Source organism: Hydrocarboniphaga sp., from assembly GCF_965279055.1.
Taxonomy (GTDB): Bacteria; Pseudomonadota; Gammaproteobacteria; order Nevskiales; family Nevskiaceae; genus Hydrocarboniphaga.
This window is the reverse complement of record NZ_OZ257125.1, coordinates 3,288,863-3,310,870: the sequence shown is the minus strand read 5'-3', so window position 1 is coordinate 3,310,870 and position 22,008 is coordinate 3,288,863. Positions and strand designations below refer to the sequence as shown.

21 protein-coding genes are annotated in these 22,008 nt (G+C 64.6%); 12 read left to right on the top strand and 9 right to left on the bottom strand.

What is annotated here, in order from left to right; translation table 11 throughout:
- The first annotated feature begins 212 nt into the window (after nucleotides 1-212).
- The 3 genes from ACQZF9_RS14985 (at nucleotide 213) to ACQZF9_RS14975 (ending at nucleotide 2,592) form a co-directional block, all read left to right on the top strand.
- Nucleotides 213-770: a transposase gene (locus ACQZF9_RS14985; RefSeq protein ID WP_428309766.1), complete on the top strand. Its 558-nt coding sequence runs from the start codon at nucleotides 213-215 to the stop codon at nucleotides 768-770.
- A gap of 990 nt (nucleotides 771-1,760) precedes the next feature.
- Nucleotides 1,761-2,111: a hypothetical protein gene (locus ACQZF9_RS14980; RefSeq protein ID WP_428309765.1), complete on the top strand. Its 351-nt coding sequence runs from the start codon at nucleotides 1,761-1,763 to the stop codon at nucleotides 2,109-2,111.
- Between the two features lie 67 nt (nucleotides 2,112-2,178).
- Nucleotides 2,179-2,592 (top strand): hypothetical protein, encoded by a 414-nt coding sequence (locus ACQZF9_RS14975; RefSeq protein ID WP_428309764.1) that lies wholly within the window; start codon nucleotides 2,179-2,181, stop codon nucleotides 2,590-2,592.
- 102 nt (nucleotides 2,593-2,694) lie between these two features.
- On the opposite strand, the gene ACQZF9_RS14970 is transcribed toward ACQZF9_RS14975, so the two are convergent.
- Nucleotides 2,695-4,500: a bifunctional metallophosphatase/5'-nucleotidase gene (locus tag ACQZF9_RS14970; protein WP_428309763.1), complete on the bottom strand. Its 1,806-nt coding sequence runs from the start codon at nucleotides 4,498-4,500 to the stop codon at nucleotides 2,695-2,697.
- 146 nt (nucleotides 4,501-4,646) lie between these two features.
- On the opposite strand from ACQZF9_RS14970, the gene ACQZF9_RS14965 reads away from it, so the two are divergent.
- Nucleotides 4,647-5,054: a hypothetical protein gene (locus ACQZF9_RS14965; protein ID WP_428309762.1), complete on the top strand. Its 408-nt coding sequence runs from the start codon at nucleotides 4,647-4,649 to the stop codon at nucleotides 5,052-5,054.
- A gap of 47 nt (nucleotides 5,055-5,101) precedes the next feature.
- On the opposite strand, the gene rnt is transcribed toward ACQZF9_RS14965, so the two are convergent.
- Entirely contained in the window at nucleotides 5,102-5,791 is a 690-nt protein-coding gene (rnt, locus tag ACQZF9_RS14960; protein WP_428309761.1) for a ribonuclease T, read from the bottom strand.
- Between the two features lie 180 nt (nucleotides 5,792-5,971).
- On the opposite strand from rnt, the gene ACQZF9_RS14955 reads away from it, so the two are divergent.
- The 4 genes from ACQZF9_RS14955 (at nucleotide 5,972) to ACQZF9_RS14940 (ending at nucleotide 10,744) form a co-directional block, all read left to right on the top strand.
- The gene (locus ACQZF9_RS14955; RefSeq protein ID WP_428309760.1) at nucleotides 5,972-6,832 is read left to right on the top strand and encodes an alpha/beta fold hydrolase; all 861 of its coding nucleotides are present in this window, start codon (nucleotides 5,972-5,974) and stop codon (nucleotides 6,830-6,832) included.
- A gap of 37 nt (nucleotides 6,833-6,869) precedes the next feature.
- A complete protein-coding gene (locus ACQZF9_RS14950) occupies nucleotides 6,870-8,087 on the top strand; it encodes an argininosuccinate synthase (RefSeq protein ID WP_428309759.1) in 1,218 nt (405 codons plus the stop codon).
- Between the two features lie 72 nt (nucleotides 8,088-8,159).
- Nucleotides 8,160-10,010, top strand: coding sequence for an ABC transporter ATP-binding protein (locus tag ACQZF9_RS14945; RefSeq protein WP_428309758.1), 1,851 nt, complete (start codon nucleotides 8,160-8,162; stop codon nucleotides 10,008-10,010).
- A gap of 20 nt (nucleotides 10,011-10,030) precedes the next feature.
- Entirely contained in the window at nucleotides 10,031-10,744 is a 714-nt protein-coding gene (locus ACQZF9_RS14940; RefSeq protein WP_428309757.1) for a site-2 protease family protein, read from the top strand.
- A 51-nt stretch (nucleotides 10,745-10,795) separates the two neighbouring features.
- Here the strand turns inward: ACQZF9_RS14940 and ACQZF9_RS14935 are convergent, their stop codons facing one another.
- The 4 genes from ACQZF9_RS14935 to kynU form a co-directional block, all read right to left on the bottom strand.
- The gene (locus ACQZF9_RS14935; RefSeq protein ID WP_428309756.1) at nucleotides 10,796-11,680 is read right to left on the bottom strand and encodes a DUF2167 domain-containing protein; all 885 of its coding nucleotides are present in this window, start codon (nucleotides 11,678-11,680) and stop codon (nucleotides 10,796-10,798) included.
- 49 nt (nucleotides 11,681-11,729) lie between these two features.
- Complete coding sequence (locus tag ACQZF9_RS14930) at nucleotides 11,730-12,173, bottom strand: hypothetical protein (RefSeq protein ID WP_428309755.1); 444 nt, start codon at nucleotides 12,171-12,173, stop codon at nucleotides 11,730-11,732.
- Between the two features lie 159 nt (nucleotides 12,174-12,332).
- Nucleotides 12,333-13,265 carry an alpha/beta hydrolase family protein gene (locus tag ACQZF9_RS14925; RefSeq protein ID WP_428309754.1) on the bottom strand — a complete coding sequence of 311 codons (933 nt, stop codon included), beginning with the start codon at nucleotides 13,263-13,265 and terminating at the stop codon, nucleotides 12,333-12,335.
- 8 nt (nucleotides 13,266-13,273) lie between these two features.
- Nucleotides 13,274-14,518 (bottom strand): kynureninase, encoded by a 1,245-nt coding sequence (kynU, locus tag ACQZF9_RS14920; protein WP_428309753.1) that lies wholly within the window; start codon nucleotides 14,516-14,518, stop codon nucleotides 13,274-13,276.
- 208 nt (nucleotides 14,519-14,726) lie between these two features.
- On the opposite strand from kynU, the gene ACQZF9_RS14915 reads away from it, so the two are divergent.
- Nucleotides 14,727-15,605, top strand: coding sequence for an alpha/beta fold hydrolase (locus ACQZF9_RS14915; protein ID WP_428309752.1), 879 nt, complete (start codon nucleotides 14,727-14,729; stop codon nucleotides 15,603-15,605).
- Between the two features lie 148 nt (nucleotides 15,606-15,753).
- Here ACQZF9_RS14915 and ACQZF9_RS14910 read toward each other — a convergent pair whose 3' ends face one another.
- Nucleotides 15,754-16,239: a DUF4399 domain-containing protein gene (locus tag ACQZF9_RS14910; protein WP_428309751.1), complete on the bottom strand. Its 486-nt coding sequence runs from the start codon at nucleotides 16,237-16,239 to the stop codon at nucleotides 15,754-15,756.
- Nucleotides 16,240-16,526: 287 nt separating this feature from the next.
- Here ACQZF9_RS14910 and ACQZF9_RS14905 point away from each other — a divergent pair, with 287 nt between their 5' ends.
- Nucleotides 16,527-18,101, top strand: coding sequence for a DEAD/DEAH box helicase (locus ACQZF9_RS14905; RefSeq protein ID WP_428309750.1), 1,575 nt, complete (start codon nucleotides 16,527-16,529; stop codon nucleotides 18,099-18,101).
- A 171-nt stretch (nucleotides 18,102-18,272) separates the two neighbouring features.
- On the opposite strand, the gene rpiA is transcribed toward ACQZF9_RS14905, so the two are convergent.
- Nucleotides 18,273-18,938 (bottom strand): ribose-5-phosphate isomerase RpiA, encoded by a 666-nt coding sequence (rpiA, locus tag ACQZF9_RS14900; RefSeq protein ID WP_428309749.1) that lies wholly within the window; start codon nucleotides 18,936-18,938, stop codon nucleotides 18,273-18,275.
- Nucleotides 18,939-18,958: 20 nt separating this feature from the next.
- Nucleotides 18,959-19,663, bottom strand: coding sequence for a YggS family pyridoxal phosphate-dependent enzyme (locus ACQZF9_RS14895; RefSeq protein ID WP_428309748.1), 705 nt, complete (start codon nucleotides 19,661-19,663; stop codon nucleotides 18,959-18,961).
- 96 nt (nucleotides 19,664-19,759) lie between these two features.
- Here ACQZF9_RS14895 and ACQZF9_RS14890 point away from each other — a divergent pair, with 96 nt between their 5' ends.
- Nucleotides 19,760-20,797, top strand: coding sequence for a type IV pilus twitching motility protein PilT (locus ACQZF9_RS14890; RefSeq protein ID WP_428309747.1), 1,038 nt, complete (start codon nucleotides 19,760-19,762; stop codon nucleotides 20,795-20,797).
- Between the two features lie 25 nt (nucleotides 20,798-20,822).
- Nucleotides 20,823-22,004, top strand: coding sequence for a PilT/PilU family type 4a pilus ATPase (locus ACQZF9_RS14885; RefSeq protein WP_428309746.1), 1,182 nt, complete (start codon nucleotides 20,823-20,825; stop codon nucleotides 22,002-22,004).
- Nucleotides 22,005-22,008 lie beyond the last annotated feature (4 nt).

Below are 22,008 nucleotides of genomic sequence, written 5' to 3'. Positions count from 1 at the left end.
TTGGGGATGATTGGACCCGAAGGAAGCTGAGAGTTATTGCGCCGATGCCGCGCCACCCGGTCTTCAACTTGCCGAAGTCCCTTTCCACGTTATTCGTGGTACCAACAATCCGTTCGGCCTGCTTTTCTGCGGATGATGATCACGGTTTCTTTCTCGACCCCCTGTCGCTGCTATCGAATAAGCACCAAGTCGCCGTGTAGGCCTACGCCCTGATGACCAACCATGTTCATCTGCTGATGACCCCGCAGCGCAGCACCGGCATATCGGCGCTGATGAAGCCACTCGGCCAGCGCTACCTGCAGTACGTAAACCGGGTTTATCGCCGCAGCGGATCGCTCTGGGAAGGCCGGTTCCGATCCTCGATGGTGGATGCGGAGAACTGCCTGCTGGCTTGCCAGCGCCACATCGAACTCAACCCGGTGCGAGCGGGAATGGTCGAGCACCCCGCGGACTACCTCTGGTTGAGCTATCGCAACCAAGGCCAAAGCCAGGCCAGCGACATCGTGCAGTCGCACCCGCTGTACCGCGCATTAGGCGGCGAGCCCGAGCCCCCGCCAAGCGACCTACCGGGAGCTGTTTCGACAACAACTCGACCCGGCGTGGTGGACGAAATCCACCAGGCCGCCAACGCTGGATTCGCACTCGGCAACGAGAAATTCCGAGAAGAGGTATCGCTCGCCTTGGGTCGCCGATCGGCCCCCGGACAACCCGGAAGGCCGAAGAAGCGATCGATCAATGACGTAGCGCAATCAGCGCTGCACTTGGCATAGGGGTTTACATGGAAAACGTCGTCTGTCCCCGATTCCGTCCAATAGTCAACGATCTCTGGCCCTATCGATTTTGTATTGATTTATGCTTTTGACGAGAGGTCAATTACGGGAGATTTATGAAACTCAATTTTATTTTTTGTCTCTTTTCTTTTGCGGGCTTATTCCCATTTCAATCTTACGCCTGGACGCAGGTAAGCAACGCGACGATTACATCCATCGCTGAGTGGGAAGATACAGAGTCCTCGTCACCCGCCTCTTTTTTGAGATCTGATGGAGTCTGGTGCTATGTTCCGATTGGGCAGAAAACCCTGTATGCCTTGATCTTGAGCCTATATGCGACAAAAACCCCTGCCGATTATGCTTGTTACGATGCAGCTGACATAGTACACGACGGCTTTCCAGCCGCTCACAAATTGAATCGCGTTATCTCGCATTGAAAGAAAGGTCTCGCTTTTTATCGCCGCAGATCGGCCAGGAACCTTTTAAGTAAACAATTCGATCAGACTTGCTGCGAGGGTCGCTCACTCCAGCATCCGGAAGCGAATTTTCGAGAGTTTGTCTGACTGCGAAATCGAATACAGATGGGTACTTTCGTCGTCGAGTGGGTTCACTTGTTTGATGCGATAAGCCTTCTGGGACCGTTGTGATGATTATTGAAGTCGCCCCATTCGTTTTTGTTCTAATATATTTTCTGATTGCGGTCCCAATGGCGTACCGGCTTTATAAAAATCAGCCCTCCGAAGCCGCTCGCCGCAAGGAGCATTTTGTTTGCTTCTGGACTGATTTGAATCGTCTTTCTTTGAGTTTCTCTGTATCTCTTTCCGACTCATTTCCACATTGTAGTCCAGAGAAATTAACGCAATTCAGGATTCTCTCACTCTTGTTATTGGTGGCTTTATTTATTTCTGCGCTAATTATTATTATAAATGGCTAGTGCAGCAAATCAATAAAACGGCGCGGACCGCGTTGCTATTGGAGTAGGAGGTTTACGTGAAAAAGAAGCGCGTTCTACGATTCATCCCGGTTCGCTGTCCCCCTCTGGCTATGTTGGCGGCAGTACTCATATGCGTGGCTGCTCCGTGCATGGCGAATGAGCAAATAGTCGGCACTGTTGTGGATGTGGAGGGCTCTTTTATGCCGGCGAGAATAAAAATAAAACTAGATCAGTCAAGTGCGACTTGTCCGTCCGGGGTGCCGCTGACTTGGGCATCGACTAATTACGACAATAATAAGGCTGTGTACTCTGGGCTGCTGGCAGCTTTGGCAAATTCGCGCAAGATTGTTTTTGTTATTGCCGATGCCGACACCACCTGCACCGGCGTTGGCATTCATTTCCAGTAGCTGCGGTTTGCATAGGAGATAACCAACCGAATGGACAGCGCATGGCTACGTCAACAATCACAATGTCGTGAGTTGTTTCTTCCAGGCCTTGAACGGTGAAAATATGAAATTTGCTAATTTTCTGGGTAAGGGCCTGCCGACTGACTATGGGCATTTTGTGGCAGTCATCGTGATGGTCTTCTCGTCGGCAGAAGCGAGCGCCAGTGGCAACGCCTATTCCACTGTCAGCAGTGTCCGTGTTGATGCTTCTGGAAAGGCCGTTGTTACCTTTAGCGGCATTTTGACTGGCACACTAGCCACCTGTATGAGCGGCGACAATGCGAGTTCGCTCGCCTTCGATGTCAATGCCGCGGGCGGGAAGGGGCTGTTGTCAGTTGCTTTGTCCGCCAAAGCTACCGGCTTGAAGCTCAAGGCCAAGGGAACTGACGCTTGTACGACTTATCCCACGATGGAAGACATGTCCTGGGCTTCAGTTGAATGACTCTCCGGGAAATGGGCGATGCTCACTGCGCGACGGGTACTCCCAACAAAAAGCCTGCCGGGTAACGATATCCCGGCAGGCTTTTAACTACGGCTGCGGGCCTTAGTTGATCCGCGTGATCCGGTTCTGCGGCCCCGGCGGCACCGGCGAGTTCGCCTTCAGGTAATCCGAAAGCGCGTCGATGTCGAGCGCGCCGCCGAGGCGGTTGGTGCCGCTGGCGAAGGTCGTGAAGTTGTCGCCGCCGGTGGCCATGAAGCTGTTGCAGGTGACGCGATAGCTGGCCGCCGGGTCGACGGTGACGCCGTTGATCTGGATGCTGCCGGCGACGATCTTGCTGCCGGTGGGCTGCGCGTTGTCGTAGGTGTAGGCAAAGCCGCCGGACACTTCCATCATGCGCGTCTGGCCGACCGCGGGATTGTCGAACTGCTGTTCAAGCACTGCCTTGATCTGCGCGCCGCTCAGGGTCATCGTCACCAGCGTGTTGTAGAAAGGCTGCACGTTGAAGGCCTCGCCATAGGCGATATCACCGGCTGCTTCACCGGTGTAGTAGGCGTTGTTGTAGATCAGGTCCGCACGAATGCCGCCCGGGTTCATGAATGCGACTTTGGCGGCGCCGAACTCCGGCGCCGCGGTCGCGGCGAGCTGCGCATCGGCGATCACGTCGCCCAGCGGCGATTCGCCGGCCGCGTTCTTGGCGCGCAGCAGGTCGGCCGAGATCGAACCGATCTTGGCGTTGGCCAGCGGCGCGGCCAGCGCGTTGTAGGTGTCGATCAGGTTCTGCTCGGCCGGGTCCTTGGCCAGCGTCACGTAGCCGGCCGGTACTTCGGTCGGCGGCACCGTCGCCGAGCCGTCGTTGACCACCAGCAGGTTGTGCGCGCTGACCGCGGTGATGTCCTTGGTCTTCGGATCGACCGTGACATCGAGGTCGGTGAGCATGCGGCCGTAGAAGCCGCCGCTGGTGACCGGGATGTCCTTGATGCCGTCCTTGGCTTTTGCCGAGCAGATGTAGGCCTGGTGGGTGTGGCCGCTGATCACCAGATCGACCGCCGGATCCAGCGCATTGACGATCCCCTTGATGTCGCCGGTGAAGCCCGGGCAGGCCGGGTCGTCGTACAGCCCGGTGGTGGTGCCGCCCTGGTGGATCAGCACTACGATCGCCTCGATGCCCTTGGCTTTCAGCGTCGGCACCAGAGCGTTGACGGTGTCGGCTTCGTCCTTGAACGTCATGCCGGCGACGCCGGCTGGCGTGACGATCGACGGCGTGCCCTCCAGCACCAGGCCGATGAACGCGACTTTGGCTTTTTTGCCGTCGGGGCTGGTGAATTCCTTGGTCTTGTAGGCCGGAAACAGCGTCTCGCCGGTCTTGTCCTTTACCACGTTGGCGGCCAGGTATTTGAAGTTGGCGCCGTTGAACCCGCCGTCGACGATGCAGGTGTCGACGCCGACCGTGCCTTTCTTGTAACAACCGCCTTTCTGCATGCGCGTCAGTTCGGACGTACCCTTGTCGAACTCGTGATTGCCGACCGAGGCGAAGTCGATGCCGAGCAGGTTCAGGGTTTCGATCGTCGGCTCGTCGTGAAACAGCGCCGACACCAGCGGCGAGGCGCCGATCAGATCCCCCGCGGCGACGACCGCGTTCTGCGGGTTCTCGGCCTTGATCTGCTGCAGCAGCGTCGACAAAAAGGCGATGCCGCCGGTCGGCACGCGCACGGTTGTGCCCGGGCTGGTGGTGCTCGGCGCGGTGGTGGTGCCGGCGGGCGGCGCAAGATTGCCGTGAAAATCGTTGAGCGCGACGATTTTGATATTGAACGGTGCCGGGGCAGCGGCGAACGCCAAGCCGGTCGAACCGGCGACGAGCAAGGCGGCGGCCGCGCAGCGGGCCACGGTGTGCATGGTATGTAGGCGCATCTGACTCTCCCTGTTGCGATGAGTGATTCCCTGCAATGCAGTGAGAGCAAACTAGCGGTGATCTGTTGCCGATTCGTTCCAGTCTGATGAAACCTGCGTATTGCCTTGCGATGACGATGCTGTTGGCGGCCTGTGCCGCGGAGCCGATGCCTGCGCAACCGACGCTTGCCGCTGCCTTGCCTGCGCCCTCGGTCGTCGACGCGGCGATTCAGCAGGGCGCGGACTTTGCGCGGCCCTGCGGCGAGCAGATCGATCACGACGGCGCCAGCGAATTCGCCGACTGCGTGCGAGTGCGCGCAGGCCTGGTGCGGCGGCAGGACGCGCTGGACGACGCGCGCAGTCTCGGCGTCTGGTACGTCGGCTGGCTGCTCGGCGAAATCAACGGCGGCTACGGTGTTGAAGATGCGCAGGCCGCGGCCGATGAATTCCTGCCGACGCTGCTGCAGCTGCAGCGGCGTTTCCAGGTCGACGATGCGCGCCTGTGCGCGCTGCTGCCGACGTCCTGCGAGCGGATGATGCAGCGCAAGCGGGAGGCTGCTGCGGGGCTGCAATGAGTTCGTCTTCGACCGCGTCGGGCTTCAGCCCGACGCGATGCAGGGCTTCAGCCTTCGACCGGCGGATCCAGCGGATCGACATAGACCTCGGCCGGCGCCGGCTGCGTGCCGACCAGGCTGTCGTACAGCGGCCGCATCTTGTTGACCAGCAGGCAGAACAGCTCGGCGGTGCGCTCGGCGTCGTAGATCGCCGAATGCGCTTCGCGCGTGTCGTAAGGCAGGCCGGCCGCGACCAGGGCCTTGGCGAGCACGGTCTGGCCGAGCATCGCGCCGGCGATCGACACCGTGTCGAAAGCCGAGAACGGATGGAAGGGGCTGCGCTTGACGCCGGTGCGCGCGATCGCCGCGTTCAGGAAGCCCAGGTCGAAGTGCGCGTTGTGGCCGACCAGGATCGCGCGCGTGCAGCCCTGCTCGGACACCGCCTGGCGGATCGGTTTGAAGATATAGCCGAGCGCGTCCGCCTCTTTCTTGGCCAGCCGCAGCGGGTTGTCGACCTTGATGCCGTTGACCTCCATCGAGGCCTTTTCCATGTTCGCGCCGGGGAAGGGCTCGATATGCGAAAACACCGTCTGCCTGGGCACCAGCAGGCCGTTCTCGTCCACGCCCAGGATCACCGCGGCGATTTCGAGCAGCGCGTCGGTCTGGTTGTTGAAACCGCCGGTTTCGACATCGACGACCACCGGCAAAAAGCCGCGGAAGCGGTGACCGATACGCGGTGCGGGGGACTGCTCGGACATGGGGGGCAAGCGCAGGGAACGGTCGGCATGATAGCCGCAGCCGCGTTTTTGCCGCGGTGCAGCCGGAACTATCATTGTGGAATCAGGGGCCTGGGCCTGTGGGCCGAAGGCTTTGCGGATCGCCTCGCGCGCCCGCGGTCGGCCCGGTAGGCTGCCGGCCACGGCAATGGTGAGAGCGACATGAGCAACGACAACTTGCGTAGCAGCCTGCTGAGCGTCCGCGGCCTGAACTCGCCGATCATCGAGGCCGGCCCCGCCGATGCCGACGAGGCGCTGGTGTTCGTCCATGGCAATCCGGGCTCATCAAGGGACTGGGCGGGGCTGGTCGCCGGCGCCGGCGAGTTCGGCCGCGCGCTGGCCTTCGACATGCCCGGCTTCGGCCGGGCCGACAAGCCGGACGGCTTCGACTACACCGTGGCCGGCTACGCCGATCACCTGGCCGCGGCGCTGGAGCAGCTCGGCCTGCGCCGCGTGCATCTGGTGCTGCACGATTTCGGCGGCCCCTGGGGCCTGGCCTGGGCCGCGGCGCATCCGCAGCAGCTGGCCAGCGTCACGCTGGTCAATACCGGCGTGTTTCCGGGCTATTCCTGGCATTACCTGGCGCAGATCTGGCGCACGCCGCTGCTGGGCGAGCTGTTCCAGGCGCTGGCGACGCGCGGCGCCTTCCATCTGCTGCTGAAACACGGCAATCCGCGCGGCCTGCCGCGCGCCTTCGTCGATCGCATGTACGACGACTACGACGCCGGCACGCGCCGCGCGGTGCTGCGGCTGTATCGCGCCACCGGCGACATCGACGGCCTGTCGCAGCGGGTGATCGCCGCGCTGGCGCCGCTGCGCATCCCGGCGTTGGTGGTCTGGGGCGCGCACGACCCTTACATCCCGCTGCGCTACGCCGAGCGCCAGCGTGAAGCCTTCCCGGATGCGCGCGTCGAGGTGCTGGCCGACAGCGGCCACTGGCCGATGGCCGACAACCCGCAAGGGCTGCAGGCGCATCTGCTACCGTTCCTTCGGGCGCAAATCGCCGGCGGAAAAACCCTATAATCCGCGCCCCCGAAGTCATCACGCGGTTTCCCCTGTCATGAGCAAACCCCGCAAAGTCGCGCTCGCCTATTCCGGCGGCCTGGACACCTCCGTCATCCTGAAGTGGCTGCAGGACACCTACGGCTGCGAGGTCGTGACCTTTACCGCCGACATCGGCCAGGGCGAAGAGCTGGATCACGTGCGCCCCAAGGCGCAGCAGCTCGGCGTCAAGGAAATCTTCATCGACGATCTGCGCGAGGAGTTCGTCCGCGATTTCGTCTTTCCGATGTTCCGTGCCAACGCGGTGTACGAGGGCGAGTACCTGCTCGGCACCTCGATCGCGCGTCCGCTGATCGCCAAGCGCTTGGTCGAGATCGCGCGCCAGACCGGCTGCGACACGATCAGCCACGGCGCCACCGGCAAGGGCAACGACCAGGTGCGCTTCGAACTCGGCGCCTACGCGCTGTGGCCGGAAGTCAACGTGATCGCGCCGTGGCGCGAATGGGATCTGAACTCGCGCGAGAAGCTGCTCGAATACGCGGCCAAGCACCAGATCCCGATCGCCAAGAAGAAGGACGGCGGCTCGCCGTACTCGATGGACGCCAATGCGCTGCACATTTCGTATGAGGGCGGCGGTCTGGAAGATCCGTGGTGGACGCCGGACGACAGCATCTGGCGCCTGACGACGAACCCGGAAGAAGCGCCGAACGAGGCGGAATACGTCACCATCGAATTCGACAATGGCGACGCGGTCGCGGTCAACGGCGTGAAGATGTCGCCGTTCGAAGTGCTCGACGCGCTCAACAAGCTCGGCGGCAAGCACGGCATCGGCCGCCTCGACCTGGTCGAGAACCGCTATGTCGGCATCAAGAGCCGCGGCTGCTACGAGACCCCGGGCGGCAGCGTGCTGCTGAAGGCGCACCGCGCGATCGAGTCGCTGTGCCTGGACCGCGAACAGGCGCATCTGAAAGACGAAATGATGCCGCGCTACGCCAAGCTGATCTACAACGGCTACTGGTTCAGCCCCGAGCGCCGCATGCTGCAGGCGCTGATCGACGACACGCAGACGCGCGTCAACGGCGAGGTCAAGCTCAAGCTGTACAAGGGTGCGGTCTACAACGCCGGCCGTCGCAGCAAGGACACCTTGTTCGACGCGACGCTGTCGACGTTCGAGGACGATCGCGGCGCCTACAACCAGAAGGACGCCGAAGGCTTCATCCGCCTCAACGGCCTGCGCCTGCGCACCGGCGCCAAGCGCGATCTGCTGAAGAGTTGAGCCCCGCGGGACCGTCTCCGGCAAGGTCCCGCGCGATGCGGGGCCTTGCCGTTTTGCTGTGAGGGACGTGTTGTGAAGCACTGGCTTTTCGATCGCTTCGAGAACCGCATCGATCCGTTTGCAACGGTCGACGCGGCCTCCGCCGAGACCATGCCACCGGCCACGGTGGCGCGGTTCTACGTTCATTACTTGCGTCAGGTCTGGCCGAGTTTCGCGGTGCTGCTGGTGCTGGGCCTGATCGGCGCGCTGATCGAAGTCGCGCTGTTCGATTTTCTCGGCCGCATCGTCGACTGGGTGCAGACCGCCTCGCCGCGGGTCTTCTTCGCGCAGCATGCGCTGGAACTGGCGGTGATGGCGCTGATCGCACTGCTGCTGCGGCCGATCGTGTTCGGCCTGCACGATCTGGTGATGCACCAGACCATCGCGCCCAGCCTGACCACGCGCGTGCGCTGGCACAACCATCGCTATCTGCTGCGCCAGAGCCTGGGATTTTTCCAGAACGATTTCGCCGGGCGCATCGCCAACCGCGTGATGCAGACCGGCTCGGCGCTGCGCGAGTCGGCGGTGCAGACCGTCGACGCGATCTGGTATGTGATCATTTATGCCGGCAGCGCGGTGTTCCTGTTCGCGCAGGCCGACTGGCGACTGGCCCTGCCGCTGCTGCTGTGGATCGCCGGCTACGCCGCGGCGATGCGCTACTTCGTGCCGCGTGTCGGCGATCGATCGACGGTCGCGGCCGAGGCCACGTCCAAGCTGATGGGCCGCATCGTCGACGGCTACACCAATATCGCGACGCTGAAGCTGTTTGCGCATACGCATCTGGAAGAGCGCTATGTGCGCGCCGCGCTGCAGGAGCAGACCGACAAGTCGCGGCTGTCGGGCCGCATCGTCGTGGCGATGGATTTCACCATCACCGTGCTCAACGGCCTGCTGATCGTCGGCACCGGCGGTCTCGGCCTGTGGCTGTGGAGTCGCGGCCACGTCAGCAGCGGCGCGATCGCGCTGTCGGTGGGTCTGTGCATCCGCATCACCAACATGTCGGGCTGGATCATGTGGGTGATCAGCGGCATTTTCGAGAACATCGGCACCGTGCGCGACGGCATGAGCACGATCTGCGTGCCGCACGGCGTCCGAGACCGGCCGGCTGCGCCGGCGTTGAGGGTGACGCGCGGCGAGATCGCGTTCGACGATCTGCACTTTCATTACGGACGCGCCGGCGGCGTGATCGCCGGCCTGCAGTTGCGCGTCGCCGCCGGCGAGAAGATCGGCCTGGTCGGGCCGTCCGGCGCCGGCAAGTCGACGCTGGTGAACCTGCTGCTGCGGCTCTACGACCTTGAGACCGGGCGCATCAGCATCGACGGCCAGGACATCGCTGCGTTCACGCAGGAAAGCCTGCGCTCGCAGATCGGCATGGTCACGCAGGACACCTCGCTGCTGCATCGCTCGATCCGCGACAACCTGCTGTACGGTGCGCCCGATGCCAGCGACGAGGCACTGCACAACGCGATCCGCCGCGCGCGCGCCGACGAGTTCATCGCCACGCTGGAAGACGGCGAAGGCCGTCGCGGGCTGGATGCGCATGTCGGCGAGCGCGGTGTGAAACTCTCGGGCGGCCAGCGTCAACGCATCGCCATCGCAAGAGTGCTGCTGAAAGACGCACCGATCCTGATTCTGGACGAGGCGACCTCGGCGCTGGATTCCGAAGTCGAAGCGGTGATTCAGCAGAGCCTCGACGTGTTGATGGAAGGCAAGACCGTGATCGCGATCGCGCATCGGCTGTCGACGATCGCGCGCATGGACCGGCTCGTCGTGCTCGAACACGGCCGCATCGTCGAGAGCGGCCGGCACGGCGAGCTGGTGAATGCCGGTGGTTTGTATGCGCGCCTGTGGCAGCGTCAGACCGGCGGCTTTGTCGGTATATGAAGTCCGCCTAAAGTACGCACATGATCAAGCTTCTGCTGTTACTGCTGTCCGGCGCCAAGTTCGGCAAGCTCGCCTTGACCGGCGGCACCATGCTGCTGTCGATGGCGGTGTACGCGTGGATCTGGGGCTGGCCCTACGCGGTGGGCTTCGTGCTGATGATCCTGGTGCATGAGATGGGTCATTACGTCGCCGCACGCCAGCGCGGGCTCAACGTCGGCGCGCCGACCTTCATCCCCTTCGTCGGCGCCTGGATCCAGCTCAAGGATCTGCCGCACGACGCCGAGACCGACGCCTACATCGGCATCGCCGGGCCGGTTGCCGGCACGCTCGCGGCCTTCGCCTGTTTCGAGGCCGGGCGCTATTACGACAGCGGCCTGCTGATCGCACTGGCTTATGCCGGCTACATGATCAACCTGTTCAACCTGCTGCCGCTCGGGCCACTGGACGGCGGCCGAGTCACTGCGGTGGTGTCGCCGAAAATCTGGCTGATCGGCGCGCCGCTGCTGGTCGGACTTTTCATCTGGCATCCGAGCCCGATGTTCCTGCTGGTCGCGCTGATCGCCTGGCCGAGTTTCTGGAACGCGCTGCGCGGCCGCAGCGGAGGCGGCGCGTACTACGACGTGCCGCTGCAAACGCGGGTGAATTACGGGCTCGCGTATCTGGGCCTGGTCGCGTATCTCGGCGCGATGACGTATTCGCTGCACGAGCAGCTGCAGGGCATGCGGCCCGGTTGATCCCATGCACAGCGGCTCACGCCGCATGTAGCCCGGGTGAAAGCCGGGGACTTACCTGCGCTTGAACCAGCGCCCGAAAACCCCTGCAATCGCGGCCAGTATCAGCACCACGAACTTCTTCGCCGCGAACGCGATCGCGACGATCTTCGCCAGCAATCCGGTCTTGGCCGCGACGCCGCCGGCGACCAGTGCGGCCAGGCCATAGGCAGCCAGCTTGTCGGTGCTCTGGTTGTAGTCGGCGTAGCGATTGCCCTGCTTGAACTCGGCCATCGTCATGACCTTGTTCATGTCGCGGCGCACCTGGTCGAGCTGATCGATGCCGGCGACGGCGTTGAGTTCCAGAACCCCTTCGCGGCCGAGCACGCGGACGAAATAATTCAGCGTGCGATGCTGTTGCTCGCCGAAGCTCAGGTCCTTGGCCCAGAAGATCTTGTGTGCGCTGGCGTCGTAATGCGGCGGCTCGGCCCAGCCCAGCAGCTGCACGCGCGGATAGCCCAGGCGCTCGCGCTCCTCGTTGGCGGCGGCGGCCTCTTTCTGCATGGTCTTCAGCAGATCGTCGTAGTCGATCTTGTGCGCGTCCTGGTCGGCGATGTGGCCGTCGTCGTTGTAGCCGATGACCACGCCCCAGCTGTCGCCGGCGCTGTCGTCATGGGCCGGGATGATCATGCCGAGCGTGCCGGCGCCGCTGCCGGCCGGGTTGCCCCAGACCTGTTCGAGCAGCTTCTGGCTGTCCTCCGGCGTCAGGTAGCGGAAGGCGTCGTTGAGCCTGAGCTGCGCCTTGCCGCCCGGCAGGTCGATGTCGCCGCCTTGCGGCTTCAGCGACTGCAGCGCGGCGATCGCGCGCGCCTGCGCGGCGTCGGGCTGCGCGTCCTGCGCCAGTGTGGGAGCGCTCAGCAGCGCGGCGCAGATCAGCAGGGCGATGCGCAGTTTTTTCATCGGCTTCGACGGGCGATATGGATCAGCGCCCATCGTAGCCGAGCGCGGCTCAGGGCTCGCTGGCGACGGGGTTCAAATCGTCGTCGTCGTAGCCGGTGCTCACCGGGGCGGCGGCGCTGCCACCTCCGTGCAGGATCGCCTGGCGGCGACGTTCCATCGACTCGCGCCAGCGCGCGAAGCTCTGCTGCTGCGTCGCGTAGTCGGCGCGCATGCTGGCGTAGCGCGCCGGATCCGCTGCCTGCCTTTCCATCGCCTGCAGCAGGAACGCCGATATCTGCAGACGCAGCGAGCGGTCGGCGATCTGCTGGTGAATCTGCTGCAACTCGTAGAGCTGGCCTTCGCCTTGCGGCAGGCGGCCGTCGTGGTCCCAGGGCGGCAACTCGTCGCCCAGCGCCTGGTAGTCCGCGCGGCTCAGCTCGTAGGCCTGGCCGGTGCTGGCCAGCGCTGCCAGCGACAGGCCGGCGGCCATCAGCAGGAGCTTGCGGACTTTCATGACGGTGACTCGCGAATCCGGGAAGCGAAAATCGGGAGGTCTACCTTGCTCCTCTCGCGACCCCGCCGGCTATGGGGAAAACATCGCATCAGCGGCTGCGCCCGCTGAGCGTGATGTCAGCGCGACCGTGTTCCGGCTACCAGGGCGTTGCGCGACGCCCTACCGGGCCAGCGCTTCCTTCAGTGCCGTTTGCAGGGCCTTCCAGGCCTCGCCATCCGGCGCCGCGGCGTCGAAATGCCCGGCGTCGAACCGGAGCTCGGTCACCGTGTCGCCGGCCCGCTGCGCGGCCTGCACATAGTCGCTGACCGAGTTTGCCGGGACGATGGGATCGCGCTGGCCCTGGATCAGCCATTGCCGCACGCCGATCGGCAGCAGCGCGCGCGGCGAGGTCTGCGCGTAGCGCTGCGGCTGCGTCTCAGGCGTGCCGCCGAGCAGCGGATCGACCGAGGCATGGCAGGAATCGGCGGGGCCGACGCGGTATTGCGCCAGGTCCGTGATCGCGGCCAGGCCGATGGCGCCGCGCAGCGGCAGCGGATCGGGTCCGCGGATTTCGCTGCCGGCCGGCAGACGCGGACGTGCCGCCAGCCACAGCGCGAGCTGCCCGCCGGCGGAATGGCCGGCGACGGCGACGCGCTGCAGATCCAGATGATGCGCGGGCGCGATGTCGCGCAGCGCGTCCAGCGCGCGGCCCGCGTCCAGAAACGTCTGCGGCCAGCCGCCGCCGCTGGCGCCGAGACGGCGGTACTCGATCGTCCAGGTCGCATAGCCCTCGGCCGTGATCGCCGCGGCCAGATGGCTCATGTAGAGGTAGTCGAAGTCGCTGAGCCAGCAGCCGCCGTGGATCAGCATCAGAACCGGGAACGGGCCCGAGCCTTGTGGCAGGCGCAGTTCGCCGAATTGCGAGGCATCGCCGCCATAGGCGATGCGCTCGCCGGCAGGTGGTAAGGGGCGATTCGACAGTTCGTTCCAGCTGAGCATCTTGTCCGGCGGTGGCGTATCGGCGACGGGGTTGGACGAAGGCTTCGCGGTCTGCGCGCAGCCAGCCTGCACCGTGACGGCGAACAGCGCGATCGTCAATGCACGGAATGTCATGCGTCCTGTCATGTGACCTTGGCGCGGGCCTGGAACCGAGGCTGCGTCCATTCGCCGTGCTGCATGATCTCGCGCAGCGTGTTCGCCGCGTCCCAGACATCGGCGTAGGAAACGTACAGCGGCGTGAAGCCGAAGCGCAGGATGTCGGGGGCGCGCACGTCGCCGATCACGCCGCGCCCGATCAAGGCCTGCATGATCGGCCAGGCCTGTTCGTGACGCAGGCAGACCTGGCTGCCGCGCCTGGCCGAATCGAGCGGCGAGGTCACCTCGAAAACGCCCGGCATCCATTGCTCGACCAGCGCGACGAAGGTCTCGCACTGGCGGATCGACTTGGCGCGCAGCTGCTGCAGATCGACGCCGTCCCAGATGTCCAGCGCCGCATCCAGCGCACTCATCGAGAGGATCGCCGGCGTGCCGACCTGCATGCGGTCGATGCCGGCGGCCGGCGCGTAAGCCGGAATGAACTCGAACGGCTTTTCGTGGCCGAACCAGCCGGTCAGCGGCGACGTCGCCTGCGGCTGCAGGCGCTGCGCGACATACAGATACGCCGGCGCGCCGGGCCCGCCGTTGAAGTACTTGTAGCCGCAGCCGACCGCCAGATCGACGTCGCAGTCGGCGAGCGCGATCGGTAGCGCGCCAGCGGAATGCGCCAGATCCCACAGCATCAGCGCGCCGGCTTCGTGGGCGCGCCGCGTGATCGCGGCCATGTCGTAGAGCGCGCCGTTGCGGTAATTGACGTGGCTCAGCGAGACCACGGCGACGCGCTCGTCGATCGCCGCCTCGACCTCGTCCGGCGCGACCGCGCGCAACTGGTGCTCGCCGCCGAGCAGCGCGGACAGGCCCTGCGCCATGTACAGATCGGTCGGGAAGTTGTCGCGGTCCGACAGGATGAGCCTGCGATCCGGCCGCAGCTTCAATGCCAGCGACAGCAGCTTGAACAGATTGACCGACGTCGAGTCGCAGGCCAGCGTCTCGCCGTCGCGCGCGCCGATCAGCCGTCCGATCTTGGCGCCGACGCGCTGTGGCAAATCGACCCAGCCGGCGCCGGATGGCGGCGCATTCCAGCTGCGCACCAGCGCCTGCGACCAGTCGTGATCGAGCGTGTGGCGCACACGTTCGGCAGCGGCGCGCGGCATCGCCCCCAGCGAATTGCCGTCGAGATAGATCGTGTTCGCCGGCAGCACGAAAGCCTCGCGCCTGGCGGCGAGCGGGTCGGTTGCGTCGAGCTGCAGCAGGGTTTCGCGGGTGATCATCGCCGGAGCAAAAGTTCGGGGTTCGCTGTCCTTATGCCAGCTTGTGTACGCCGCTGTCATGAATGCGGATGCGCGCTCGCGGTTGTCGTCATTCCCGCGAAGGCGGGAATCCAGTGCTTCGGGAGCAGCGCGGGCCGTCTCTGGTTTCCCGCCTTCGCGGGAATGACTGTGGGTGTAGTTACAATCGCCGCTTACCAGAGATCCGCAAATGACCGACTACTACAGCGCCGAACCCGAGGTGCTGAACATCGCCGCCAACGGCATCGATTTCGTCTGCCTGGCAATGGGCGAGGGCCCACTGGTGCTGTGCCTGCACGGCTTCCCGGACCGCGCCGAGAACTTCGTGCCGCTGCTGCGCGACCTCGCCAGCGCCGGTTTTCGCGGCGTCGCGCCGTACATGCGCGGCTACGCGCCGAGCAGCATGCCGGCCGACGGCGACTACACGATCGCCGCGCTGGCGATGGACGTGATCGCGCTGATCGACCATCTCGGCGCGGAAAAAGCCGCGATCGTCGGCCACGACTGGGGAGCAGCGGTGACGTATGCGGCCGCCAATCTGCGGCCCGACCGCATCAGCAGGATCGTCTGCGCCTCGGTGCCGCATCTGCGGCGCTTTCTGCTGCGGCCGACGTTCGCGCAGATCCGTCGCTCGTATTACATCCTCGCGTTCCAGTTCGCCGGTACCGCCGAGCGCAAGCTGATGAAGGACGATTTCGCGCTGCTGGAAAAGGGCATAGAAACCGCGTCGCCCGGCCTGGCTTTCAGCAATGCCGACTGGTGGACGTCGCTGAAGGCCGCGTTCTCCGAACCCGGCCGCCTGACCGCGGCGTTGAGCTACTACCGCGGCCTGCGCAAGCTGTTCGGCGACGCCGAGCTGTGGCGCCTGGCGACGGCGCCGGTGACGGTGCCGGCGCGACTGATCTACGGCGTGCGCGACGGCGCGATCGGCGCCGAAATGTTCACGCACCAGGAGCACCTGTTCACTGCCGGCCTCGACATCCAGCGCATGGAAACCGGGCATTTCATGCAGATCGAACAGCCGGCAGCGTTCGCCACGCTGGTGATCGATTTTCTGCAGGTCGCGTAAAAGGCGCGCAAAAAAGCGAGAAACTCCGCTGTCGCACCGCGGCCGAGGGGCCGGGCTGAGGGTGCTCGCATCACAAAGTAGTTTGAGCCTGCGAGTCCCTCACCCGGCCCTTCGGGCCACCCTCTCCCGGAGGGAGAGGGCTATAAGATCACTTCACCGTGATCGTGATCTTGTCGGACTGGATGCTCGGGTTGAACGGCTGGTGCTTCCAGTCGCCGAACACCAACTGCAAGGTGTGCTTGCCCGGCGCCAGCTTGAGCTGGGTTTCGGTCTGGCCCTTGCCGAAATGCACGATCTTGTCGCTGACCGGCAGCGGCACGGTGTAGTCCACGGTCGGGTCGTCGATCAGCAGGTGGTGGTGACCGGTGCCTTCGACCTGGGTGCCGGCGGGCGCGATGCCGGCGCCGGCGAGGCCGAACACCACGGTGACCGGCGAGCTGACGGTGTCGCCGTCCTTGAGCGTCGGAAAGTAAACCTTGGCGCCGGCCGGCGCGGCGGTCGGCAGATTGAGTTTCTCGGCGGCGTAGTTGCCGGCCTGCTGCTTGGCCAGCGCCTTGTAGTCGAACTTGTCGGCAGCGATCGCCGGCAGCGAGGCCAGCAAGAACAGAGACAGGGCGAGGGTGCGGCGCTTCATCATGTGGAGTTCCTGATCGGTGGAGCGGGGGGTGGATAAATGATACTGCGAGGCGGCGCGGCAGGCCCGCCGATGGCGCTATCACCGCACTGTGTCTATACTGTCGGCGTTTGTTGGGGGCGCCCACCGGTTGGCGCCACGAGTTTGGACCTACACGACGGTCCCACTTTTCCGCAAACCTCGTGGTCCGCGCGCCCTGCGCTTTCCCCGATTCCCATTTTCAGCGGCCTGAACCGGTTCGCCCATGCATTGCCATGGCGCAGGCGCGTTCAGGAGTCACAAAACATATGTTGTTCGAAGAACTGGGCCTTGAAGAAGGCCTGCTGCGCGCTGTCGCGCAAGAAGGTTACACCCAGCCGACGCCGATCCAGGCCCAGGCGATCCCGGTCATTCTGAAAGGCGGCGATCTGCTCGCGGCCGCGCAGACCGGCACCGGCAAGACGGCGGCTTTCACGCTGCCGCTGCTGCACAAGCTCAGCCAGCGTCGCGCCGAAGGCGGCAAGCCGGCATCGAAGAAGCCGCTGGCGCTGGTGCTGACGCCGACACGTGAACTCGCAGCCCAGGTCGCCGAAAGCGTGCGCACTTACGGCGGCCATCTGCAGCTGAAGACCACGGTGATTTTCGGCGGCGTCAGCATCAACCCGCAGATCGACATCCTGCGCCAGGGCGTCGACATCCTGGTCGCCACGCCGGGCCGTCTGCTCGACCACGTCGGCCAGCGCACCATCGACCTGTCGGCGGTTGAAGTGCTGATCCTGGACGAAGCCGACCGCATGCTCGACATGGGCTTCATCCACGACATCAAGCGCGTCATCGCGCAGCTGCCGAAGCAGCGTCAGAACCTGATGTTCTCGGCGACGTTCTCCGAAGACATCCGCAAGCTCGCCACCGGCTTCCTGCACAACCCGACGACGATCGACATTGCGCCGCGCAACTCGGCCGTGGAAGCGATCGAGCAGCGCATCGTGTTCGTCGACAAGGCGCGCAAGAGCGAGCTGCTGGCCTACCTGATCAGCAGCAGCAACTGGCAGCAGACGCTGGTGTTCGCGCGCACCAAGCACGGCTCCAACCGTCTGGTCGAGAAGCTCAACAAGTGGAACATCACCGCCGCGGCGCTGCATGGCAACAAGAGCCAGAACGCGCGCACCAAGGCGCTGGCCGACTTCAAGACCGGCGGCATTCGCGTGCTGGTGGCGACCGACATCGCGGCGCGCGGGCTCGACATCGAGCAGCTGCCGCACGTGGTCAACTTCGAGCTGCCGAACGTGCCGGAAGACTACGTGCACCGCATCGGCCGCACCGGCCGCGCCGGCAGCAACGGCGAAGCGATTTCGCTGGTGTCGGCCGACGAGCACGATGATCTGAAGTCGATCCGTCGCCTGCTGAAGAAAGAGCTGCCGGGCTTCATCGTCGAAGGCTTCGAACTCGGCAGCAAGAGCCTGAATCCGGAACCGGAAGAAGCGCCGCGTCCGCCGATGCAGCCGCGTGGCCGTCATGGCCAGGGCGGCCAGCGTCACGGCCAGGGCCAGCGTCCCAATGGCGGTGGCGGCAATGGCGCTGCGCGTCCGAACGGCGGCGGTCAGCGTCACGGTGGCGGCCCGCGTCCGTCGCAGCCGGGCAACAGCCAGCCGCGTGCGCAGCAGCAGCCGCGTGTTGCCACGGCGGGCGAAGAGCACGAGCCGGGGCCGAGCATCAACGTCAACCGCGGCGGCGAAATGCCGGCGAATGCGCATCGTCATCGTCGCGGAGGCGGTGACAACCGTCCGCGTGGTGCGTCCGATGGCAATCGCAGCGGTGGCCCGTCGTCACCGCATCGCAGTGGTGGCGGTCGTCCGAACTCGAGCCCGCGCGGCCCGCGTTAACGAGCAGCTGATGCAATAAAAAAAGGCGGCGCGAAAGCGCCGCCTTTTTTATGCCTGCTTTTCCCTTCTCCCGCCGGGAGAAGGTGCCCCGAAGGGGCGGATGAGGGCGTCGCAGCTCGATCGCTGGCCAGCGCCCTCACCCTAACCCTCTCCCGGAGGGAGAGGGGATTTTTAGCGCTGCGCCAGCACCTCGCGCACGCCATCCGGCGAACCCAGGATCAGCCGGTCCGCCGGACGATGCGCGAACAGGCCAACGGTGACCACGCCCGGAATCGTGTTGATCGCGGTTTCCAGCGCGCGTGCGTCGCTGATCGCCATGCCGCGCAGGTCGATGATCGGGTTGCCGTTGTCGGTGGTCACACCCTCGCGCAGCACCGGCTCGCCGCCGAGCTTGACCAGTTCGCGCGCGACGAAGCTGCGCGCCATCGGCAGCACTTCGATCGGCAGCGGGAACTTGCCGAGCACCTTGACCAGCTTGGATTCGTCGGCGATGCAGACGAACACCTTCGACGCGCCGGCGATGATCTTCTCGCGGGTCAGCGCGGCGCCGCCGCCCTTGATCAGTTCGAGCCGGTCGTTGGCTTCGTCGGCGCCGTCGACGTAGACGCTCAAGGGGCCGGCGCTGTTCAGATCGACGACCTTGAAGCCGTGCTTGCGCAGGCGCTCGGTGCTGGCCTCGCTGGACGACACCGCGCCGGCGATGTCGTAGTGCTTCTCGGCGAGCAGGTCGATGAAATGGTTGACCGTCGATCCGGTGCCGACACCGAGCATCTCGCCCTGCACGACATAACGGAGCGCCGCTTCGGCGGCCTTGCGCTTGGCCAGATCCTGGCTCATCAGTTTCTCTCTTTTAAGTGTCAGGTTCGGCTGCCGAACAGCGCGCTGCCGATGCGTACCAGGCTGCTGCCTTCCGCGATTGCGGCTTCCAGATCGTCCGACATGCCGGCGGAGATCGTGTCGAAATCGCCCGCGGCGCGCGGCTCGAGTCGCGATTTTACCTGCTCGGCGAGTTCGCGTAGCGCCGCATACGGCGCGCGCGCCGCGGCGGCATCGGCGTCGTCGGCCAGCGGCGCCGGAATCGCCATCAAGCCGCGCAGCCGCAGGCGCGGCAGCCCGGCGATCGCCAGGCACAGCGCGAGGGTCTGCTCCGGCGAGCAGCCAGCCTTGCTCGCCTCGTTGGAAATGTTCACCTGCACGCAGACCGACAAGGGCGGCAGCTCCGGCGGCCGCTGATCGGACAGGCGCTGCGCGATCTTCAGCCGGTCGACACCATGCACCCATTCGAAATGCGCGGCGATGTCACGCGTCTTGTTGCTCTGGATCGGGCCGATGAAATGCCACACCGGCGGCGGCTGCAGCGCGGCGATCTTCGGCAGCGCCTCCTGCAGATAGCTTTCGCCGAATTCGCCGACACCGAGTTGCTGCGCGGCGGCCAGCGTCTGCACGTCCACGGTCTTGGACACCGCCAGCAGACGCGCGCTGCCCGGCGGCCGGCCGGCCGCGGTGCAAGCGGCGGCGATGCGGCTTTGCACGAGTTTCAGACGGGCGGCAAGATCAGGCATCCGTAATGGCGCCGGTGTGGATTGCGAGGGTTCGGGAATGCCGATAGTGTCTCGTGCAACCAGATCTCGCCACAAGACTTCGGGACTACCGAGCCGATGGATATCGCGCAACTGCTGACTTTCGGCGTGCAACAGGGTGCTTCCGATCTGCACCTGTCGGCGGGCGTGGAGCCGATGATTCGCGTCGACGGCGACGTCAAGCGCATCAATCTGCCGCCGCTGGATCACAAGCAGGTTCATGAGATGGTCTACGACATCATGAACGACAAGCAGCGCAAGGCTTACGACGAATTCCTGGAATGCGATTTCTCGTTCGAGATTCCGGGCCTGGCGCGCTTTCGCGTCAACGCCTTCAACCAGGCGCGCGGCGCCGGCGCGGTGTTCCGCACGATTCCGTCGAAGATCCTGTCGCTGGAAGATCTCAAGTGCCCGCCGATCTTTCGTGAGCTGGCCGATACGCCGCGCGGCCTGATCCTGGTGACCGGCCCGACCGGCTCGGGCAAGTCGACGACCCTGGCGGCGATGGTCGACCACAAGAACAACTCCGAATACGGCCACCTGCTGACGATCGAAGATCCGATCGAGTTCGTGCACGAGTCGAAGAAATGCCTGATCAACCAGCGCGAAGTGCATCGCGACACGCTCGGTTTCAACGAGGCGCTGCGCTCGGCGCTGCGTGAGGATCCGGACACCATTCTGGTCGGCGAACTGCGCGATCTGGAGACGATACGCCTGGCGCTGACCGCCGCCGAAACCGGCCATCTGGTGCTCGGCACGCTGCACACCTCGTCGGCGGCCAAGACCATCGACCGCATCGTCGACGTGTTCCCGGCCGCGGAAAAAGAAATGGTGCGCTCGATGCTGTCCGAGGGCCTGCGCGCGGTGATATCGCAAACGCTGATGAAGAAAAAGGGCGGCGGCCGCATCGCTGCCCACGAAATCATGCTTGGCACGCCGGCGATCCGTAACCTGATACGCGAAAACAAGATCGCGCAAATGTATTCGTCGATCCAGACCGGCCAGAAAGACGGCATGCAGACGCTCGAACAATGCCTGCGCGATCTGGTCAAGCGCGGCCTGGTCGATCCCGCCGAGGCCAGGCGCAAGGCCAACAAGCCGCTGGAACTGACTTGATCACGCTCTCGAGGGGGACGAACTGATGGGGCGCGACGAGGCGATCAAGCTGGTGCAACAACTGCTGCTGCTGATGAAGCAGCGTTCCGGCTCGGACCTGTTCCTGACATCAGGCTTCCCGCCGGCGATCAAGATCGACGGCAAGCTGACGCCGGTGATGGACAAGCCGCTGTCGCCGGAAGATTCGGCGCTGGTAGTGCGCGCGATCATGAACGACCGCCAGCTCAAGGAATTCGACGCGACCAGCGAATGCAATTTCGCGATCGCGCCACCGGGCATCGGCCGCTTCCGCGTCAATGCCTTCGTGCAGCAGGGCCGCGTCGGCGGCGTGCTGCGCACGATCAATACGACGATCCCGAAGTTCGAGGATCTGGGTCTGCCGGTGAGCCTGCAGGAAGTGGTGATGTCCAAGCGTGGCCTGGTGCTGATGGTCGGCGCCACCGGCTCGGGCAAGAGCACCTCGCTGGCGGCGATGGTCGGCTATCGCAACGCCAACTCTCAGGGCCACATCATCACGATCGAGGATCCGGTGGAGTTCGTGCATCCGCACGGCGGCTGCGTGGTCACGCAGCGCGAAGTCGGGGTGGATACGCAGAGCTGGGAAATGGCCCTGAAGAACACGCTGCGCCAGGCGCCGGACGTGATCCTGATCGGCGAAATCCGCACGCGCGAAACCATGGAGTACGCGATCAACTTCGCCGAAACCGGCCACCTCGTGCTGGCGACGCTGCATGCCAACAGCGCCAACCAGGCGCTCGACCGCATCATCAATTTCTTCCCCGAGGAAAAGCGCGAGCAGTTGTTGATGGACCTTTCGCTGAACCTGCGCGCGATCATCAGCCAGCGTCTGGTGCGCAAGGAATCAGTGGATGGCAAAACCGGCGGCCGCGCTGCGGCGATGGAGATCCTGCTGAACTCGCCACTGATCTCCGACCTGATCTTCAAGGGCGAAGTGCACGGCATCAAGGAGGTCATGAAGCGCTCCAACGAGCAGGGCATGGTGACTTTCGACCAGTACCTGTTCCAGTTGTTCGAGAGCGGCGACATCGCCTACGAAGAAGCGCTGCGCAACGCCGATTCGCAGAACGAGCTGCGGCTGCGCGTCAAGCTGGAATCCAGGCGCGCCGGCCAGGACCTGCATGCCGACGAAGGTGTCAAAGGCCTGGCCATGAAGCTCGACGCCCACGAACAGCCGCGGCGCCGCTGAGCCG

Excerpts from the sequence above, each read along its gene's own strand:
- ACQZF9_RS14985 (WP_428309766.1), top strand. The coding sequence starts at position 213 with ATGACCAACCATGTTCATCTGCTGATGACCCCGCAGCGCAGCACCGGC.
- ACQZF9_RS14970 (WP_428309763.1), bottom strand. The coding sequence starts at position 4,500 with ATGCGCCTACATACCATGCACACCGTGGCCCGCTGCGCGGCCGCCGCC.
- ACQZF9_RS14965 (WP_428309762.1), top strand. The coding sequence starts at position 4,647 with ATGCCTGCGCAACCGACGCTTGCCGCTGCCTTGCCTGCGCCCTCGGTC.
- rnt (WP_428309761.1), bottom strand. The coding sequence starts at position 5,791 with ATGTCCGAGCAGTCCCCCGCACCGCGTATCGGTCACCGCTTCCGCGGC.
- ACQZF9_RS14955 (WP_428309760.1), top strand. The coding sequence starts at position 5,972 with ATGAGCAACGACAACTTGCGTAGCAGCCTGCTGAGCGTCCGCGGCCTG.
- ACQZF9_RS14950 (WP_428309759.1), top strand. The coding sequence starts at position 6,870 with ATGAGCAAACCCCGCAAAGTCGCGCTCGCCTATTCCGGCGGCCTGGAC.
- ACQZF9_RS14940 (WP_428309757.1), top strand. The coding sequence starts at position 10,031 with ATGATCAAGCTTCTGCTGTTACTGCTGTCCGGCGCCAAGTTCGGCAAG.
- ACQZF9_RS14935 (WP_428309756.1), bottom strand. The coding sequence starts at position 11,680 with ATGAAAAAACTGCGCATCGCCCTGCTGATCTGCGCCGCGCTGCTGAGC.
- ACQZF9_RS14930 (WP_428309755.1), bottom strand. The coding sequence starts at position 12,173 with ATGAAAGTCCGCAAGCTCCTGCTGATGGCCGCCGGCCTGTCGCTGGCA.
- ACQZF9_RS14925 (WP_428309754.1), bottom strand. The coding sequence starts at position 13,265 with ATGACATTCCGTGCATTGACGATCGCGCTGTTCGCCGTCACGGTGCAG.
- kynU (WP_428309753.1), bottom strand. The coding sequence starts at position 14,518 with ATGATCACCCGCGAAACCCTGCTGCAGCTCGACGCAACCGACCCGCTC.
- ACQZF9_RS14915 (WP_428309752.1), top strand. The coding sequence starts at position 14,727 with ATGACCGACTACTACAGCGCCGAACCCGAGGTGCTGAACATCGCCGCC.
- ACQZF9_RS14910 (WP_428309751.1), bottom strand. The coding sequence starts at position 16,239 with ATGAAGCGCCGCACCCTCGCCCTGTCTCTGTTCTTGCTGGCCTCGCTG.
- ACQZF9_RS14905 (WP_428309750.1), top strand. The coding sequence starts at position 16,527 with ATGTTGTTCGAAGAACTGGGCCTTGAAGAAGGCCTGCTGCGCGCTGTC.
- rpiA (WP_428309749.1), bottom strand. The coding sequence starts at position 18,938 with ATGAGCCAGGATCTGGCCAAGCGCAAGGCCGCCGAAGCGGCGCTCCGT.
- ACQZF9_RS14895 (WP_428309748.1), bottom strand. The coding sequence starts at position 19,663 with ATGCCTGATCTTGCCGCCCGTCTGAAACTCGTGCAAAGCCGCATCGCC.
- ACQZF9_RS14890 (WP_428309747.1), top strand. The coding sequence starts at position 19,760 with ATGGATATCGCGCAACTGCTGACTTTCGGCGTGCAACAGGGTGCTTCC.
- ACQZF9_RS14885 (WP_428309746.1), top strand. The coding sequence starts at position 20,823 with ATGGGGCGCGACGAGGCGATCAAGCTGGTGCAACAACTGCTGCTGCTG.